We start from the raw sequence: 15,665 nt of genomic DNA, 5'->3' as shown, positions 1-15,665 counted from the left end.
CGCCAACCCGACACGGCGCCTCGCGCCACCCGGACAACGCTGGAAGGAGAACAGAAAAATGCCAGTGAAGAACCGTTTCGCCGAACTTCAGGGGGAAATCACCGCCTGGCGTCGCGATATCCACGAGAACCCCGAGATTCTCTTCGAAACCCACCGCACCAGCGCGCTGGTCGCCGAGAAGCTGAAGGAATTCGGCTGTGACGAGATCGTCACCGGCATCGGCCGCACCGGCGTTGTCGCGGTGATCAAGGGCAAGAGCGACACTTCGGGCAAGGTCATCGGCCTGCGCGCCGACATGGACGCGCTGCCTATCCACGAGGCGACGGGCCTCGACTATGCCTCGAAGACCCCGAACGCCATGCACGCCTGCGGCCACGATGGCCATACCGCGATGCTGCTGGGCGCCGCCAAGTACCTGAGCGAGACCCGCAACTTCGACGGTACTGTCGTGGTGATCTTCCAGCCCGCCGAAGAGGGCGGCGGTGGCGGCAAGGAAATGTGCGACGACGACATGATGGCGCGCTGGGGCATCCAGGAAGTCTATGGCATGCACAACTGGCCGGGCATGCCGGTCGGCGCCTTCGCGATCCGCCCGGGCGCCTTCTTTGCCGCGACCGACCAGTTCGAGATCACCTTCGAAGGCAAGGGCGGCCACGCCGCCAAGCCGCACGACGGCATCGACACCACCGTGATGACCGCGCAGGCCGTGCTGGCGCTGCAGACCATCGCCAGCCGCAATGCCGACCCGGTCGATCGCGTGGTGGTCTCGGTCACCTCCTTCGAGACCTCGTCGAAGGCGTTCAACGTGATCCCGCAGCGCGCCACGCTGCGCGGCACCGTGCGGACCATGAGCACCGAGATGCGCGCGCTGGCCGAGAAGCGGATCAAGGAGATCTGCAGCGGCATCGCGGCGACCTTCGGCGGCACCGTCGATGTCAACTGGATGCCGGGCTATCCCGTCATGGTGAACACCGAGGAACAGACCGAGTTCGCCGCCGAGGTGGCCCGCAAGGTTTCGGGCGACTGCGCCGAGGCGCCGCTGGTGATGGGGGGCGAGGATTTCGCCTACATGCTGGAAGAGCGTCCGGGCGCCTATATCCTCGTCGGCAACGGCGATACCGCGATGGTCCACCACCCCGAGTACAACTTCAACGACGAGGCCATCCCGGCCGGTTGTTCGTGGTGGGCAGAGATCGTCGAACAGCGCATGCCCGCTGCCTGACAATCGAGGCGCCGGTGTCAGGCCGGCGCCTTGTTCTCCAGCAGGGCGCGGTAGATCGCGTTCAGCCGGGCCGCCTCGGTCTCGATGCGGAAATGCGCCTCGACATGGGGCCGTGCCGCCGCCGTCATCGCGGCAAGCGTCCCGGGCGTTCCGAGCACCTCGACCACCGCGGCGGTCAGGGCCGGGATATCGTCCTTCTCCACCAGACGCCCGGTCTCGCCATCGGCGACCAGTTCCTCGAAGGCGCCCACGCGGGTCGCCACCACGGGCACGCCGCAGGCCATCGCCTCCAGCGGGGTCAGGCCAAACCCCTCCCAGCGCTGGGGCGCGACGTAGAGGTCGAGCGCCTGATAGAAGCGGGGGGTCTCCCAGACCGGCACTTCGGGCAGGAAGAGGATGCGCTCGGAGAGCCCGGCCTCGGCGACCTTTGCCTTGAGACCGGCGAGAAAGTCCCGGTGCCCCTCGGTCGTGCCGCCCATCACGATGCCGGTCAGGTCGGGGTAGGTCCCGCAGGCCGTGATCATCGCGTCGACGAAGACATCGGTGCCCTTCTGCGCGCGGATGCGTCCGAAACACCCAGCGATCCGCCCCTCGACCGGTAACCCGAGCTCCGCCCGCAGCGCTGTCTTGTCGGCGGCGGGTGCAAAGGTCTCGCAGTTGATGCCGTGATGCACGACATGCGCGGGGCGTTCGAGGTAGGCGGCGGTCTTGGCAGAAGTGGCCACCACGTCATCCATGCGCGCGATCAGCCAGCGGGTGAAGCCGGTATGTTCGCGCTGCGAGGCCGAGGTGAACAGCAGCTTCAGCCGTTTGCCCAGCAGGTGGCGCAGGGCGAGCCCGCCCAGCATCTCGACGTTGCGCCGCGCGTGCCAGACGCGCCAGCCGCTCGGTCCGCGCCGGGACATGGTGAGCAGCGCGCTCAGGGAGACCTGCGGCAGATCCTCGGGCAGAACCGGGCCGGTCGCCGCGATGGCGATCTCGCGCGACTGGATCGGCACGAGGCGGATGATGGTCGAGGTCACCCCCGAGAGCCGCCGCTTGAAGTTCGGCGCGATCACGTCGATGCGGTTTACGTCGAGCTTGGCCATGTCGCCTCTATGTCCGATCGCGGCGCGGCAGGGAAGCCTCCGCCGTGTCGAGCGCCAGCGCGGTGCACAGCGTCTCGACCATCTCGTCCAGCGACGACTGGCGCCGCGTGGCAAAGTCGCGGACCGCCGCCCGCATCCGCTCCAGCGTGTCGGGATGCCCGAGCAGCGCTCCGACGGCCCCGGTGAGTTCTCGTGCGTCCTTCACCTCGCGCGCGGCGCCAAGCGAGAACAGCGGCGCGTAGCTCTCGGCGAAGTTGGTCACATGCGGCCCGGTCAGCAGCGCCGCCCCGGCATCGGCAGGCTCGAAGGGATTGTGGCCGCCGATGGGCAGCAGCGAGCCGCCCATGAACACGATCGGCGCCGCCGCGTACCATGTGCCAAGCTCGCCCAGCGTGTCGGCAAGATAGACCTGATCCTGCGGCCCCGGCAGCGCCCCGGTGCTGCGGGTGCAATGGGTCAGCCCGGCCCGCGCGATCAGACCGGCGATCTCGTCGCGGCGGTCGGGGTGGCGCGGAACCAGCAGCAGGCAGAGGTCGGGATGTTGCGCCAGCAGCGCCTTGTGCGCGGCCAGCACGGTCTCTTCCTCGCCCGCGTGGGTCGAACTCGCGACCCAGACCGGGCGGCTGCCGAGGGCCGTGCCGAGCGCGGCGAGGGTGCTCTGGTCCACCGGCAGCGGTGCCGAGGTGGATTTGAGATTGATGCCCGTCACCACGCGCGCGGGGTCCGCGCCCATCGCCAGCAGGTTGTCGGTCGAAGCGCGGTTCTGCGTGAGGAACAGCGCGAACTGGTCGAGCACATAGGCGGCGGTTTTGGGCCACTTGCTCCAACCGCGCACCGAGCCTGCCGAGAGCCGCGCGTTGACCAGCGCCAGCCGCGCCCCGCTGGCGCGCGTGCGCACCAGCATCAGGGGCCAGATCTCGCTCTCGACGAAGATCGCCGCGTCCGGGCGCCAGTGGGCGAGGAACCGGTCCACCGGCCCCGGCGCGTCGAGCGGGCCGAACTGGTGACGGCAGCGCGGCGGCATCCGTTTCTCGATCAGCTCGGCCGAGGTCGCGGTGCCGGAGGTGATCAGGAACTCATGCCCGGGCAGGCGTTCGCCCAGCCGGGTCATCAGTGTCAGCACGGCAAGGCTCTCGCCGACGCTGGCCGCATGGACCCAGATCAGGGGCGCATCGGGGCGGGGCAGGCTGGCATGACCCTGTCGCTCGGCGATGCGGGCCTCGGGCACGTCATGGGCGCGCAGCTTCTTGGCGACACTGCGCGCGGCGAGGGGCAACAGCAGGCGCGTGGCGCCCCGATAGACGCGGAACAGCCCCGTGGGGCGCGGCGCGGCGCCGGACATCAGCCGCCCGTGTGGCTCATGTGGCGCGGCATCTGCCCGTCGAGGCGCTGGCGCGAATAGTCAAAGTCATGGCCCTTGGGCTTGAGCGAAATGGCGGCGCGGATCGCCTCCTCCAGCGCCACGTCGCTGTCGGGATACTCGCGCAGCGGGCGGCGCAGGTCGGCCATGTCTTCCTGTCCGAGGCACATGTAGAGCTCTCCGGTGCAGGTCAGGCGCACGCGGTTGCAGCTCTCGCAGAAGTTATGGCTGAGCGGGGTGATGAAGCCGATCTTCTGACCCGTCTCCTCCAGCCGCACATAGCGCGCGGGGCCGCCGGTGCGCTCGGCCAGATCGGTGACGGTGTAATGCTCCGCATAGGTCCGGCGCACGTCCTTCAGCGACCAGTACTGGCCCAGCCGGTTCTCGTTGCCGATGTCACCCATCGGCATGACCTCGATCCAGGTCAGGTCCATGTCGCGGCTGGCGCACCATTCGGTGATGGTGGGTAGTTCGTCCTCGTTGAAGCCCTTCAGCGCCACGGCGTTGATCTTGATCCGCAGACCGGCGCGCTGGGCGGCGTCGATGCCGCGCAGCACCTGGGGCAGGCGGCCCCAGCGGGTGATATCCGCGAACTTCGCCTCGTCGAGCGTGTCGAGCGAGACGTTCACCCGGCGCACGCCAGCGGCGTAGAGATCGTCGGCAAAGCGTTCCAGCTGCGACCCGTTGGTCGTCAGCGTCAGCTCCTTCAGCGCGCCGCTCTCGAGGTGCCGGGTCATGCTGTCGAAGAAGGTCATGATCCCCTTGCGCACCAGCGGCTCGCCCCCGGTGATGCGCAGCTTTTCGACCCCGAGCCCGACGAAGGCGGTGCACATGCGGTCGAGTTCCTCGAGCGTCAGCAGTTCCTTCTTGGGCAGGAAGGTCATGCTCTCCGACATGCAATAGACACAGCGGAAATCGCACCTGTCCGTGACGGAGACGCGCAGGTAGCTGATGGCGCGGGCAAATGGGTCGATCAGCGGGGCTTTCATGTCTGTATAGGTAGAGATGGAGAGGGCAGGCGGCAAGGGTGATCTCTGGCCGCATCGCGGCGCCGGCCCCCTCGCGCCAGCGCGGCATGGGCTCAGGCGGGCGCTGCGCGCGGTTGAAGCTCCCCTGGGGGCGGAATAGGGTGCCGCCGATCCAAGGCCCGCGAAAGAGTTCCCCGACATGACCAGCTCTCTTCCCCCGATGCAGACGGTGACCACGGGTTTTGCCGTCGCGGTCGTAGGCTTCTTCAGTTCCTTTCCGATCATCCTGCAGGCGCTGCACGCGGTCGGGGCGGACGGGCCGCAGGCGGCCTCGGGGCTGATGGCGGCGGCGCTGTCGATGGGGCTGTCGGGCATCATCCTGAGCCTCTGGACCCGGATCCCGGCGAGCGTTGCCTGGTCGACGCCGGGGGCGGCGCTGCTGGCCACCATGGCGATCCCCTCCGAGGGCTATGCCGGTGCCGTCGGCGCCTTTCTCGTCGCGGGGCTGCTGACGCTGGTGGCGGGCCTGTTCCGTCCCTTCGCCCGTTTCGCGACCTCGATCCCCACGCCGCTGGCGCAGGCGATGCTGGCCGGGGTGCTGATCTCGCTCTGTACCCGGCCCTTCGTGGCGCTCGGCACGGCGCCGGAAACGGCGCTTCCGATCCTGCTCACATGGTTCGTCGCCGGGCGGATCAACCGGGCCTTCGCCGTGCCCGCCGCCGTCGCGGCGGCGCTGGCGGTCACGCTGGTGGCCGGGGGCGGGACGATCCCGATGCCGGACCACCTGCTCTCGGCGCCGGTTTTCACCTGGCCCAGTTTCTCGCTGTCTTCCGCGCTCGGGCTCGGGGTGCCGCTGTTCATCGTGACGATGGCGACGCAGAACATTCCCGGCATCGCGGTGCTGCGGAGTTTCGGTTACGCGCCGTCACCGGGCCGCCTGCTGGCCGGGGTCGGCAGCGCGAGCATCCTGTCCGCGCCCTTCGGCGCGCCCGCCACCTGCGTGGCGGCCATCACCGCCGCCATGTGCAGCAACGAGGAATCCCACCCGGACCCAAGCAGGCGCTACTGGTCGGCGGCGATGGCGGGGCTGTTCTACAGCCTGTTCGGGCTCTTTGCCGCGCTGATCACGGCGGTGGCCGCTGCCGCTCCGGCGATGACGCTGGAAACGCTGGCGGGGGTGGCCCTGCTGGGGGTCTTCGCCAATTCCGCCTCGGCGGCGCTGGAGGAGGTCGCGTTCAGGGAGGCCGCGGCGGTGACCTTCCTCACCACGGCCTCGGGCATGTCCGCCTTTGGCCTCAGCGCACCGGTCTGGGGGTTGATCCTGGGCGGTATCGTGCACCTGACCGCGCAGCGCCTGCGGCGCTGATCAGCCGAGGTACTTGGCCGCTTCCTTGCGCGCAAAGGCCTTCATGCCGTCGCCATGCTGGTCGAGAAAGGCCCGGGCGCGGGGCGCATCGTGCTTGGAGAGTTCGCGCAGCCACCACGCGATGGCCTTCTGGATGAACCACTCGCGGTCCGGCACGTAACCCGCCGCCCAGCCCAGCACCCGGTCGCGCACGGCGAGTTCCTCGGGCTTGGGGTGGTTCTGCTTGGTCCAGGGCAGGGTGATCACCAGCGCCGCGCGGCGCGACCACATGTGCTCGGATCGGGTCCAGCCCTCGACCTCGTCGATGCGGGAGGGATCAGCCTGCAACCGTCGCTGACCGGCGTCGCAGACGTGATCGGCGATGGCCCATGCATCGAACTGGGGCACCCAGGACGCGATCAGGGCCCAGACGCCGTCGTCGGGACGGATGCGGGCCTGGGTCAGCAGCTTCGCGGCGGCCACCCGTGCTTCGTGGATGTCGGTCTGCCAGAGGGCATCGGCCAGCGCCACGCGCTCGGGCACGCTCAGTTCCTTGCGCCAGCCGGTGGCGAGGTCGTTGATCTGGGGATTGGTCAGGCCGAGGTAGGTGCGGGGCACCTTGTGGTAGGCGGCCATGCCTTCGGCGCGGGCCGGGTCGGCCTCGCGTTTCATCTGGTCGAGATAGTCGTCGAGCATGGCGGTCTTCCTTTCTTGGCATCCGCTACGCCAGCGTGCCCGTCAAGGCAAGCCGCGCGCTCATTCGTCGGAGCAGCACCCCCGGCAGGCGCCGTTCATGAACAGGTCGAGCGCGAGGTCGCGGCGGTCGGCCATCTCGTCCGGGGTTGGGGGCGGGCTGTCGACGATCAGCAGCTTGCGCATCGGGTTTTCCAGCGCCATCTGGCACAGCATGTCGGCAGCGTCCTCGATGGCGTCGCAGGGCAGGGCGATCTCTCCCTGTTCCTGCGCGGCGCGCAGTTCGACCGCGATCAGGTCCACCAGCCCGCAGAACCCGTTGTTATAGAGGTTGCTGGCCAGCGTGGGATAGCTGTTGGCCTTGGCGATGATAGTGCGCAGCAGCTCGACCGAGTTGGGATCGAAGCCCTGCACGTTGTTGATGGTCATCAGGCGTTTCAGCCGCTCGGCCAGCGGCAGCGAGATCTCGTCGGGCCGGAGAGGGAGGAAGAAGGACTGGCTGATCCGGCTGATGCACTGGCTCAGCAGGAACTCCCGGTTGTCGAAGAGCTCGTAGATGGTGCGCTTGGACATGCCCGCCTCGCGGGCGATGGCGGCCATCGAGATGTCGTCGAGCGCGTGGTCGGAGAGCAGTCGGACGGTGGCGGCGAGGACGATTTCGGCCCGCGTGTCCTGCGAAATCTGAACCGGCCTTCCGCGACGTCGCGAAAGTGACTTGCTCCGGTCCGGTCGCTTTTGCATGTTTTCTCCACAATCCGTGACGGGACGCCCGGGCTCACATCTTTTTGCCGCCAAGCTTCTTTACAAAACTTGACGGTTTCCATATTCGAGCGCAAGGCCGACGTGTCGGTACCCCATCTTTTCGGGAGATACACATGCAATTTCCTAGACACTATGCCCGGCTGGGCGGGCTGGTGGCCATTCTTTGCGCACCGATTCTCGCGGCTCCCGCCTTTGCACAGCAGGGCGAGCGGCCGCCGCAGGCCGTGACCGTGGTCACTCTCGAGCCCAGCGAGGTCACCCTGACCTCGACCCTGCCGGGCCGAGTCGCGGCATCGCGTGTGGCCGAAGTGCGCCCGCAGGTCAGCGGCATCATCACCGAACGCCTGTTCGAAGAGGGCAAGCCGGTCGGGCAGGGCACGCCGCTCTACCAGATCGACGCGGCCAGCTACGAGGCGCAGAAGGCTGCCGCCGAGGCCGCCCTGGCGCAGGCACAGGCGACCCTGACTTCGGCCGAGCGCGAAGCGTCGCGTCAGCAGGAACTGCGCAGCCGCGCGGTGTCGAGCCAGCAGTCGCTGGACGATGCGCTGGCCAATCGTGACGTCGCCGCCGCGGCGGTCAAGGTGGCCGAGGCCAACCTGCTCTCCGCCAACATCGACCTCGACCGCACCACCATCCGCGCGCCCATCGACGGGACCACCGGGCTGAGCCAGGCCACCGAGGGGGCGCTGGTCACCTCGGGGCAGGCGACCGCCCTGACGGTGATCCGCCGGCTGGACCCGGTCTACGTGGACGTGACCGAGTCCGCGGCCGAGATCCTGCGCTGGCGCCGCGAGGGGGCTTCGGTCGAGGATGACTCGGCCGTGGTCACGCTGCGGCTGGCCGACGGGGTGATCTACGACAAGTCCGGGCGCCTCTCGGCGGCCGAGCCCTACGTGGACGAGCAGACCGGGACGATCCTGCTGCGGCTGGAATTCCCGAACCCCGATGGCTTCCTGCTGCCGGGCATGTACGTCCAGGTCGAGCTGCCGCAGGCCAATGTCTCGGACGCCATCCTCGCTCCGCAGGAAGGGGTTTCGCGCGACCGGCGCGGCCGGCCCGTGGCCATGGTGGTTACGCCCGACAACGTGGTGGAGACCCGCGAACTCACGATCCAGCGCGACCAGGGCGCGTACTGGGTGGTGTCCGAAGGTCTGAAGGCCGGGGACAGGATCATCGTCGAAGGGCTGCAGAAGATCGCAACCGGCATGACGGTCGCCCCGCAGGAACGCGCGGCCCCCGCCGGCGGCCAGGCCACCGACTGACGCAGCGGGGCGCTGCCCCGACCGGAGAGAATTTATGGCACGTTTCTTCATCGACAGGCCGGTGTTCGCCTGGGTGATCTCGATCCTGATCATGGGCATCGGCCTGCTGGCCGTCTACACCCTGCCGATCGCCCAGTACCCGCAGATCGCGCCGCCCACGGTGCGCATCTCGGCGACCTATCCGGGGGCATCCGCCGAGACGGTGGCCAATACCGTCACGCAGGTCATCGAACAGCAGATGACCGGCATCGACGGCATGCGCTACATGTCGTCGAGCTCGACCTCGGCGGGCTCGTCCACCATCACGCTGACCTTCGATACCGGCACCGATCCGGACGTGGCGCAGGTGCAGGTCCAGAACAAGCTCTCGCAGGCGACATCGCTGCTGCCCGAAGCGGTGCAGCGGCAGGGTGTCGTCGTGCAGAAGAGTTCGTCCAGCTTCTTCATGGTGATCGCGCTGATCTCCGAGGATGGCCGGCTCGAGCAGACCGACCTCTCGGACTACATGGAGAGCACGCTGGTCGACGAATTCAGCCGGATCAAGGGCGTCGGCGGGGTGCAGGTCTTTGGGGCCAAGTACGCGATGCGCATCTGGCTCGACCCTTCCAAGCTCGCCGCCTACGAGATGACCCCGTCTGACGTGGTGAGCGCGGTCTCGGCGCAGAACGCGCAGATCTCGGCAGGGGCCTTCGGTACCCTTCCGGCAGTCGATGGCCAGCAGCTGAACGCGACGATCACCGCGCAATCGCTCCTGACCACGCCCGAGGACTTCCGCAACATCGTGCTGCGGTCCGAGACCGACGGCGGCCTTGTCCTGATGCGGGACGTGGCCGAGGTCGAGATCGGGGCCGAGGACTACTCGACCATCGGCCGTTTCAACGGCAAACCGGCGGCGGGCATGGCGCTGCAGCTTAGCAGCGACGCCAACGCGCTCGACACCGCCGAGCGGGTCAAGCACCGCATCGAGGAGTTCAAGCCGTTCTTCCCCGAGGGCGTGACCTACGTCATTCCCTACGACACCACCCCCTTTGTCGAGATCTCGATCCACGAGGTGCAGAAGACGCTGTTCGAGGCGATCATCCTCGTGTTCCTCGTTATGCTGCTGTTCCTGCAGAACATCCGCGCGACGCTGATCCCGACGCTGGCCGTGCCCGTCGTCATCCTGGGCACCTTCGCGGTGCTCTCGCTGGCCGGGTTCACCATCAACACCCTGACCATGCTGGCCATGGTGCTGGCCATCGGCCTGCTGGTGGACGACGCGATCGTGGTGGTCGAGAACGTCGAACGGATCATGGAAGAAGAGGGGCTCGACCCCCGCGAGGCGACGCGCAAGTCGATGGACCAGATCACCGGCGCGCTGATCGGCGTGGCGCTGGTGCTCTCGGCGGTGTTCGTCCCGATGGCCTTCTTCGGCGGGTCGACCGGGGTGATCTACCGGCAGTTCGCGATCACCATCGTCTCGGCGATGACGCTCTCGGTGGTCGTGGCGCTGACGCTGACCCCGGCGCTCTGCGCCTCGATCCTCAAGAAACCCAAGCCGCATCACGAGCGTCGCGGTCCGGGGGCATGGTTCAACAAGGGCTTTGGCTGGATCACCAGCGGCTACACCGGCACGGTGGGCTTCTCGATCCGCCGCCCCCTGCGCATGCTGGTGGTCTACGCGGCGCTTGGCTTCGGCATGGTCTGGCTGTTCAACCAGACGCCGACCGGATTCCTCCCCGACGAGGACCAGGGCATCCTGCTGACGCTGGTGCAGGGGCCGACCGGGGCCACCGCGCAGCGGACCCAGAAGGTTGTCGAGCAGATCGAGCACCACTTCCTCGAGAACGAGAAGGAAAACGTCCAGTCGATGTTCGGCGTGGTCGGCTTCTCCTTCGCGGGGGCGGGGCAGAACATGGGTCTGACCTTCGTGCGGCTGAAGGACTGGGAGGAGCGTCCGCGCCCCGACCAGTCGGCGGGCGCGGTGGCGGGACGGGCCTTTGGCGCGCTCTCGCAGATCCGCGACGCCTTCGTCTTCCCGATCGTGCCGCCGCCGGTGCCTGAACTGGGTGTTGCCTCGGGCTTCGACTTCTACCTGCAGGCCGTTGGCGGGCAGACCCACGAACAGCTTCTTGCCGCGCGCAACCAGCTTCTCGGGGCGGCCTCGCAAAGCCCGCTGATCGGGTCGGTGCGTCCCTCCGGCCTCGAAGATGCGGCGCAGTTCGCGCTCGACATCGACTGGCGTGCCGCCGGGGCGATGGGCGTCTCCCCGACGGATGTGGGCAACCTGCTGTCCATCGCCTGGGCCGGGAGCTACGTGAACGACTTCAATGACAACGGCCGGATCAAGCGGGTCTACGTGCAGGGCGCGCCGGACGCGCGGGCCACGCCGTCGGACCTGTCCAAGTGGCGGGTGCGGAACTCGGCGGGCGACCTCGTGCCGCTGGCCAACTTCACCACGGAGTCCTGGCAGCACGGTCCGCAGGGCCTGATCCGCTACAACGGCATCCCGGCAATGCAGATCCAGGGGACGCCGGCCGCCGGCGTGGCCTCGGGGGATGCCATGGCCGAGATCCAGCGGATCGTCTCGGAACTGCCGCCGGGCTACGCCGTGGCCTGGACCGGGCTCTCGCTGGAGGAACAGGATTCAGGCGGGCAGACGACGATGCTCTACGCCCTGTCGCTGGCGGCGATCTTCCTTTGCCTTGCGGCGCTCTACGAAAGCTGGGCTATCCCCTTCTCGGTGATGCTGGCCATGCCGGTCGGCGTGCTCGGCACGCTCTTTGCCGCGCACCAGTTCGGCTTCGAGAACGGCGTCTTCTTCCAGGTGGGCCTGCTGACCGTGATCGGTCTGACCGGCAAGAACGCGATCCTGATCGTCGAATTCGCACGCGAGCGCTTCGACGCGGGCGAGCCGCTGTTCGACGCGGTGCTCGGTGCGGCGCGGACACGTTTCCGCCCGATCATCATGACCTCGATGGCCTTCTCGCTGGGCGTTCTGCCCCTTGCGCTCTCGACCGGGGCCGGGGCAGGGGGGCGTCAGGCCGTGGGCTCGGCCGTGCTGGGCGGGACCATCACCGGCACCGTGCTGGGGGTGATCTTCGTACCGCTGTTCTTCGTGCTGGTGCAGCGCGTCTTCAACCGGCGCAAGGCCAAGGCGTCCTGACGCCGGGCCGGGCAGGTTGATCCAATAGCGAGGCGTCCCCGGCGGGGGCGCCTCAGTCCGCGTCCTGTGTCAGGGTACGGAACTCGGCGATCACGGCGGCCCGGATCTCTTCCGGCTGGTGCTCGACCGCTTCGGCCAGCGTGCGGAACTCGCGGCGCAGGCCATGCACCTGATCAATCAGCGACAGCACCACCGGCACCATGTCGTCCGGAATGGTCATATCCTGCCGCAGGTCGCAGATCAGCCGGATGCGGGCCACGTCGATCTCGTCGTAGACGACGCCCGTTTCGCCCTGCGCGGGCACGATCCAGCCCTGCTGGACCCAGATCCTCAGCTCCTGCCGGTCAAGGCGCGTGATCCGCGCCAGCACGTCGCTTTCGCTGTAGCTCATGACGATCTCCCAAAGGACTCCCTCGGATTGAACGACGCAATGTCGCGCCAGCGCTGCGCCAGCGCCTCCATCTCGTCGGTGACCCGGTCCGGCATGACGATCTTGAGCCGCACGTGCTGGTCGCCCGCGGTGCCCTTGGCGGGTTGGATGCCCTTGCCCTTGAGCCGCAGCCGGTCGCCCGAGGAGGTGCCCTTGGGCAGCTTCATCGACACCGTGCCGCTGATCGTCGGCACCTCGACCTGCAGCCCAAGGACCGCCTCGTCGAAGGTCACAGGCAGTTCGATCTCGATATCGTTGCCGTCGCGCTCGAAGTAGGGGTGCGGACGCACGTTCACGGTGACCAGCGCATCTCCGGCGGGACCCTTGCCTTGCCCCGGCTGGCCCTTGCCGCGCAGGCGCAGGGTCTGGCCGTCGCGCAGCCCGGCGGGGATGGACAGGTCGATCGGCTTGCCGTCGGGCATGCTGATGCTGCGCTTGCCGCCGCGCGCGGCATCCATGAAGTCGACCTCGAGGTTGTAGCGTGAATCCGCGCCGCGCGAGTCGAACCCGCCTTGGCCGCCGCCAAAGCCGCCGCCCGAACGGCCGCGCCGCCCGAAGAGGTCGGAGAAGAGGTCGGACGCATCCGCGAAGTCCTGAAAGCCCGCGCTGGAGTCGTAGCGCCCGCGGGTGCCACCGGCGCCCGCGTAGTTGCGATAGAAGGCGCGTTCGGGCCGCTCCTGACCGCTGGCGTCGATTTCGCCCGCGTCGAACCGGCGGCGCTGTTCGGGGTCCTTCAGCAGGTCATGCGCCTGCGATACCTTCTGGAACTCGGCCTCCTTGGCCTTGTCGCCCGGGTGAAGGTCGGGGTGCAGGGTCTTGGCCAGCTTCCTGTAGGCCTTCTTGATCTCGTCCTGTGTGGCGCTCTTCTCGACGCCGAGGATCTTGTATGGATCGTCGCTCATTCAGTTCGTCTCCGTTGGCGCCGCCTCGCGGACGGCGCACCGCCGCCTGTGACGCCGGGCTGTATGGGGCCATCGTCGTCCGGGAGCGCGCGCGCTGCAACAGAAATGCTGACGCAGCCGCAAGACCTTCCGGCGAGTGGCGGCACCACGGGCTGGTCGCGCAGGCCGGGCCGCCTCCGGCCAACGGACCCGCGCGCCGCCCCGGTCTCCGGCGCTGAACGGCGCATTGCGTGTTGATGATGAAATAGGCATCGCAATCGCGATTACAATTCCGTGAGGTTCCCGTGGGATTGATCGATGTCAACGCGGGGCAGGAGAATCATGGTACTCCTGACCGCGATGTCATGCGAAACGGAGTATCCCGATGGCCAAAGCCGTAGTGACGACTGAACTTCCTGACGTAACCCAGCCCGAGGTCGAACCCGTGGCCAAGGTCGAGGTGGCTGCCGGGGCACCGGAAGCCGAGAAAGTGGTCTCGATCAAGTGGGACCTGTCCAAGTGGATGCCGCGCGACATGATGGATGCGTGGCTGGAAATCGGGAACGAGATCCAGACCTTCGTGACCGAGCGCCTGCATGACGATGTCGAGACGCAGCACAAGCTGCTGCATTGCACCACGCCGGGCGAGGCGCTGCATATCCAGACCGAGTTCTGCCAGCGCGCGATGAGCGATTACCGCGCCGAGATGGGCAAGCTCTACGAGATGAGCCGCACGCTGATGTCGCCGGCCGCCTGAGGCGACCGGCCCAGCTCAGCCAAAGACGTAGGTTCCGGGAGCCGCGCCGAGAGATCGGGGCGGCTTTGCATTTGCCGGGCGCGTGCCGGTGGACTGCCGCAGCAGCCAGTCCGCCCAGACCGGCCACCATGACCCGTCCTTCGGGTCGTGGGCAGCAAACCAGTCGTCCGCGCGCTGGACATGGCCCGACACCGCACCGACGCGGTAGTGGCGACGCGGATGCCCGGGTTCCGAGACGATCCCGGCGTTATGGCCGCCGTTGGTCAGCAGGAAGGTGACCGGCGCATCGGCAAGGTGGCCGATCTTCCACGCCGAACGCCAGGGCGCCACGTGATCCGTCTCGGTTCCGACTGCGAAGATCGGCACGGCAATGTCACTGAGAGAAACGGGGCGACCGCCCACTTCGAACTGGCCGAGCGCAAGCTGGTTCTCGAGGAAGAGGTGGCGCAGGTACTCGGAATGCATCCGCGCCGGCATCCGTGTGCTGTCGGCGTTCCATGCCATCAGATCGTTCATCGGCAGACGATCCCCCAGCAGGTACTCGCGGATCATCCGGGCCCAGATCAGGTCGTTGGTGCGCAGCATCTCGAAGGCGCCCGCCATCTGGTTGGCCTTCAGGTAGCCCTGCTGGTGCATCATGTCTTCGAGGAACGCCACCTGGCTGTCGTTGATGAACAGGGTGATCTCGCCCGCCTCGGTGAAGTCCACCTGCGCGGCGAGCAGGGTCATCGACGCGAGGTCGTCGCGCCCTTCACGCGCCATCGCGGCGGCGGACAGGCTCAGGAGAGTGCCGCCGAGGCAATAGCCGAGCGCCTGCACCTTCTGGCCGGGCACGATCTGGCGGATGGTGTCGAGCGCGTCGAGCACGCCAAGGCGCACATAGTCGTCCATCCCGAGGTCGGAGTCCTCGTCGCCGGGGTTCAGCCAGGAGATGGCGTAGACCTCGAACCCCCGTTCGACGAGGTAGCCGATCAGCGAGTTCCCGGGCGACAGGTCGAGGATGTAGTATTTCATGATCCACGCCGGAACGATCAGCAGTGGCTCGGCCTGCACGGTGTCGCCTGCGGGGCGATAGCGGATCAGTTCCATCAGCCGGTTGCGGTGGACCACCTCGCCGGGGGTGACCGCCACGTTCTTGCCGGGCTGAAACGCCTCGGCCGTGACCCGGTCGCCGGTTGCCTGCTGCAGCATGTCCTCGCCAAGGTTGCGGGCGCCGCGCAGCAGGTTCATGCCCTTTTCCTCGAGCGTCCGGTCGACGACGACGGGGTTGAGCATTGGCCAGTTGGAGGGCGAAATGGCGTCGAGCCACTGGCGCGCCCCGGCATGAACCATGTTCTCGTGATGCCGCTCGACCCCACGCAGCCCGGTGGTGGCGCTGTCCCACCAGTCCTGCATCAGCAGGAAGTTGCGGGCGATGGCGTCGTAGGGATAGCGCGCCCAGGGCTGGTCGCGGAAGCGGTGGTCGGCGGCAAGGTCGGGCCCCGGCGCGCCGCTGTCCTCGAGCGCGCCGCGCACGCTGTTCCCGGCCGCATGGGCCATCGCCTCGAGGGCCTTGGACTGCAGTTCAAGCTGCTTTGACGGCGAGCCGACAAGGTGCATGGCCCAGTCGGTCCAGGCAAGGGCCAGCGCGGTCGGGGAGAGTCCGCCGGTCAGGCGGGCAATCGTGGCATGCGCCTTGCCGTCGAGACGCTCGGCGTCGGAGGGCAGGGAGGGCCCGGTGGGCTCGTGGGTCTGTGACTCGTCCTTCATGGC

At 68.0% G+C, this 15,665-nt stretch carries 13 protein-coding genes; 5 read left to right on the top strand and 8 right to left on the bottom strand.

Going from position 1 to position 15,665, the window contains the following annotated elements:
• The first annotated feature begins 58 nt into the window (after nt 1-58).
• On the top strand, nt 59-1,222 hold the full coding sequence (locus DDT93_RS13710; protein WP_109466422.1) for a M20 aminoacylase family protein: 1,164 nt from the start codon (nt 59-61) through the stop codon (nt 1,220-1,222).
• Nucleotides 1,223-1,239: 17 nt separating this feature from the next.
• Here DDT93_RS13710 and DDT93_RS13705 read toward each other — a convergent pair whose 3' ends face one another.
• Genes DDT93_RS13705 through moaA form a run of 3 tightly spaced genes read right to left on the bottom strand, consistent with a single transcriptional unit; the run spans nt 1,240 to nt 4,659 of the window.
• On the bottom strand, nt 1,240-2,310 hold the full coding sequence (locus tag DDT93_RS13705) for a glycosyltransferase family 4 protein (protein ID WP_109466421.1): 1,071 nt from the start codon (nt 2,308-2,310) through the stop codon (nt 1,240-1,242).
• Nucleotides 2,311-2,317: 7 nt separating this feature from the next.
• On the bottom strand, nt 2,318-3,652 hold the full coding sequence (locus tag DDT93_RS13700) for a 3-deoxy-D-manno-octulosonic acid transferase (RefSeq protein WP_109466420.1): 1,335 nt from the start codon (nt 3,650-3,652) through the stop codon (nt 2,318-2,320).
• Nucleotides 3,652-4,659, bottom strand: a complete 1,008-nt coding sequence (moaA, locus tag DDT93_RS13695; protein ID WP_109466419.1) for a GTP 3',8-cyclase MoaA — start codon at nt 4,657-4,659, stop codon at nt 3,652-3,654. Before moaA ends, DDT93_RS13700 begins: the two co-directional genes overlap by 1 nt.
• A gap of 178 nt (nt 4,660-4,837) precedes the next feature.
• Here moaA and DDT93_RS13690 point away from each other — a divergent pair, with 178 nt between their 5' ends.
• Entirely contained in the window at nt 4,838-6,004 is a 1,167-nt protein-coding gene (locus tag DDT93_RS13690; protein ID WP_232825457.1) for a benzoate/H(+) symporter BenE family transporter, read from the top strand.
• Here DDT93_RS13690 and DDT93_RS13685 read toward each other — a convergent pair whose 3' ends face one another.
• The gene (locus tag DDT93_RS13685; RefSeq protein ID WP_109466417.1) at nt 6,005-6,679 is read right to left on the bottom strand and encodes a DNA alkylation repair protein; all 675 of its coding nucleotides are present in this window, start codon (nt 6,677-6,679) and stop codon (nt 6,005-6,007) included. It abuts the gene before it with no gap.
• 60 nt (nt 6,680-6,739) lie between these two features.
• Nucleotides 6,740-7,417: a TetR/AcrR family transcriptional regulator gene (locus DDT93_RS13680; protein WP_109466416.1), complete on the bottom strand. Its 678-nt coding sequence runs from the start codon at nt 7,415-7,417 to the stop codon at nt 6,740-6,742.
• Between the two features lie 134 nt (nt 7,418-7,551).
• Between DDT93_RS13680 and DDT93_RS13675 the strand changes: the two genes are divergently transcribed.
• Both DDT93_RS13675 and DDT93_RS13670 read left to right on the top strand, forming a co-directional pair.
• Nucleotides 7,552-8,700 carry an efflux RND transporter periplasmic adaptor subunit gene (locus DDT93_RS13675; protein WP_109466415.1) on the top strand — a complete coding sequence of 383 codons (1,149 nt, stop codon included), beginning with the start codon at nt 7,552-7,554 and terminating at the stop codon, nt 8,698-8,700.
• Between the two features lie 34 nt (nt 8,701-8,734).
• Entirely contained in the window at nt 8,735-11,845 is a 3,111-nt protein-coding gene (locus DDT93_RS13670) for an efflux RND transporter permease subunit (RefSeq protein WP_109466414.1), read from the top strand.
• A gap of 52 nt (nt 11,846-11,897) precedes the next feature.
• Here DDT93_RS13670 and DDT93_RS13665 read toward each other — a convergent pair whose 3' ends face one another.
• Both DDT93_RS13665 and DDT93_RS13660 read right to left on the bottom strand, forming a co-directional pair.
• Nucleotides 11,898-12,236, bottom strand: coding sequence for a MerR family transcriptional regulator (locus tag DDT93_RS13665; protein ID WP_109466413.1), 339 nt, complete (start codon nt 12,234-12,236; stop codon nt 11,898-11,900).
• A complete protein-coding gene (locus DDT93_RS13660) occupies nt 12,233-13,177 on the bottom strand; it encodes a DnaJ C-terminal domain-containing protein (protein ID WP_109466412.1) in 945 nt (314 codons plus the stop codon). Before DDT93_RS13660 ends, DDT93_RS13665 begins: the two co-directional genes overlap by 4 nt.
• A 364-nt stretch (nt 13,178-13,541) precedes the next feature.
• Between DDT93_RS13660 and DDT93_RS13655 the strand changes: the two genes are divergently transcribed.
• Entirely contained in the window at nt 13,542-13,913 is a 372-nt protein-coding gene (locus DDT93_RS13655) for a phasin family protein (protein ID WP_109466411.1), read from the top strand.
• 15 nt (nt 13,914-13,928) lie between these two features.
• Here DDT93_RS13655 and DDT93_RS13650 read toward each other — a convergent pair whose 3' ends face one another.
• Nucleotides 13,929-15,662, bottom strand: coding sequence for a PHA/PHB synthase family protein (locus DDT93_RS13650; RefSeq protein WP_109466825.1), 1,734 nt, complete (start codon nt 15,660-15,662; stop codon nt 13,929-13,931).
• Nucleotides 15,663-15,665: the final 3 nt, after the last annotated feature.

The organism is Albibacillus kandeliae (assembly GCF_003116585.1).
Classification (GTDB): domain Bacteria; phylum Pseudomonadota; class Alphaproteobacteria; order Rhodobacterales; family Rhodobacteraceae; genus Albibacillus; species Albibacillus kandeliae.
The sequence above is the reverse complement of the archived record's forward strand: the minus strand, read 5'-3'. Positions and strand labels throughout refer to the sequence as shown.

Bases quoted from the DNA above. Each gene is read 5' to 3' on its own strand.
- DDT93_RS13710 (WP_109466422.1), top strand. From the start codon at position 59: ATGCCAGTGAAGAACCGTTTCGCCGAACTTCAGGGGGAAATCACCGCC.
- DDT93_RS13705 (WP_109466421.1), bottom strand. From the start codon at position 2,310: ATGGCCAAGCTCGACGTAAACCGCATCGACGTGATCGCGCCGAACTTC.
- DDT93_RS13700 (WP_109466420.1), bottom strand. From the start codon at position 3,652: ATGTCCGGCGCCGCGCCGCGCCCCACGGGGCTGTTCCGCGTCTATCGG.
- moaA (WP_109466419.1), bottom strand. From the start codon at position 4,659: ATGAAAGCCCCGCTGATCGACCCATTTGCCCGCGCCATCAGCTACCTG.
- DDT93_RS13690 (WP_232825457.1), top strand. From the start codon at position 4,838: ATGACCAGCTCTCTTCCCCCGATGCAGACGGTGACCACGGGTTTTGCC.
- DDT93_RS13685 (WP_109466417.1), bottom strand. From the start codon at position 6,679: ATGCTCGACGACTATCTCGACCAGATGAAACGCGAGGCCGACCCGGCC.
- DDT93_RS13680 (WP_109466416.1), bottom strand. From the start codon at position 7,417: ATGCAAAAGCGACCGGACCGGAGCAAGTCACTTTCGCGACGTCGCGGA.
- DDT93_RS13675 (WP_109466415.1), top strand. From the start codon at position 7,552: ATGCAATTTCCTAGACACTATGCCCGGCTGGGCGGGCTGGTGGCCATT.
- DDT93_RS13670 (WP_109466414.1), top strand. From the start codon at position 8,735: ATGGCACGTTTCTTCATCGACAGGCCGGTGTTCGCCTGGGTGATCTCG.
- DDT93_RS13665 (WP_109466413.1), bottom strand. From the start codon at position 12,236: ATGAGCTACAGCGAAAGCGACGTGCTGGCGCGGATCACGCGCCTTGAC.
- DDT93_RS13660 (WP_109466412.1), bottom strand. From the start codon at position 13,177: ATGAGCGACGATCCATACAAGATCCTCGGCGTCGAGAAGAGCGCCACA.
- DDT93_RS13655 (WP_109466411.1), top strand. From the start codon at position 13,542: ATGGCCAAAGCCGTAGTGACGACTGAACTTCCTGACGTAACCCAGCCC.
- DDT93_RS13650 (WP_109466825.1), bottom strand. From the start codon at position 15,662: ATGAAGGACGAGTCACAGACCCACGAGCCCACCGGGCCCTCCCTGCCC.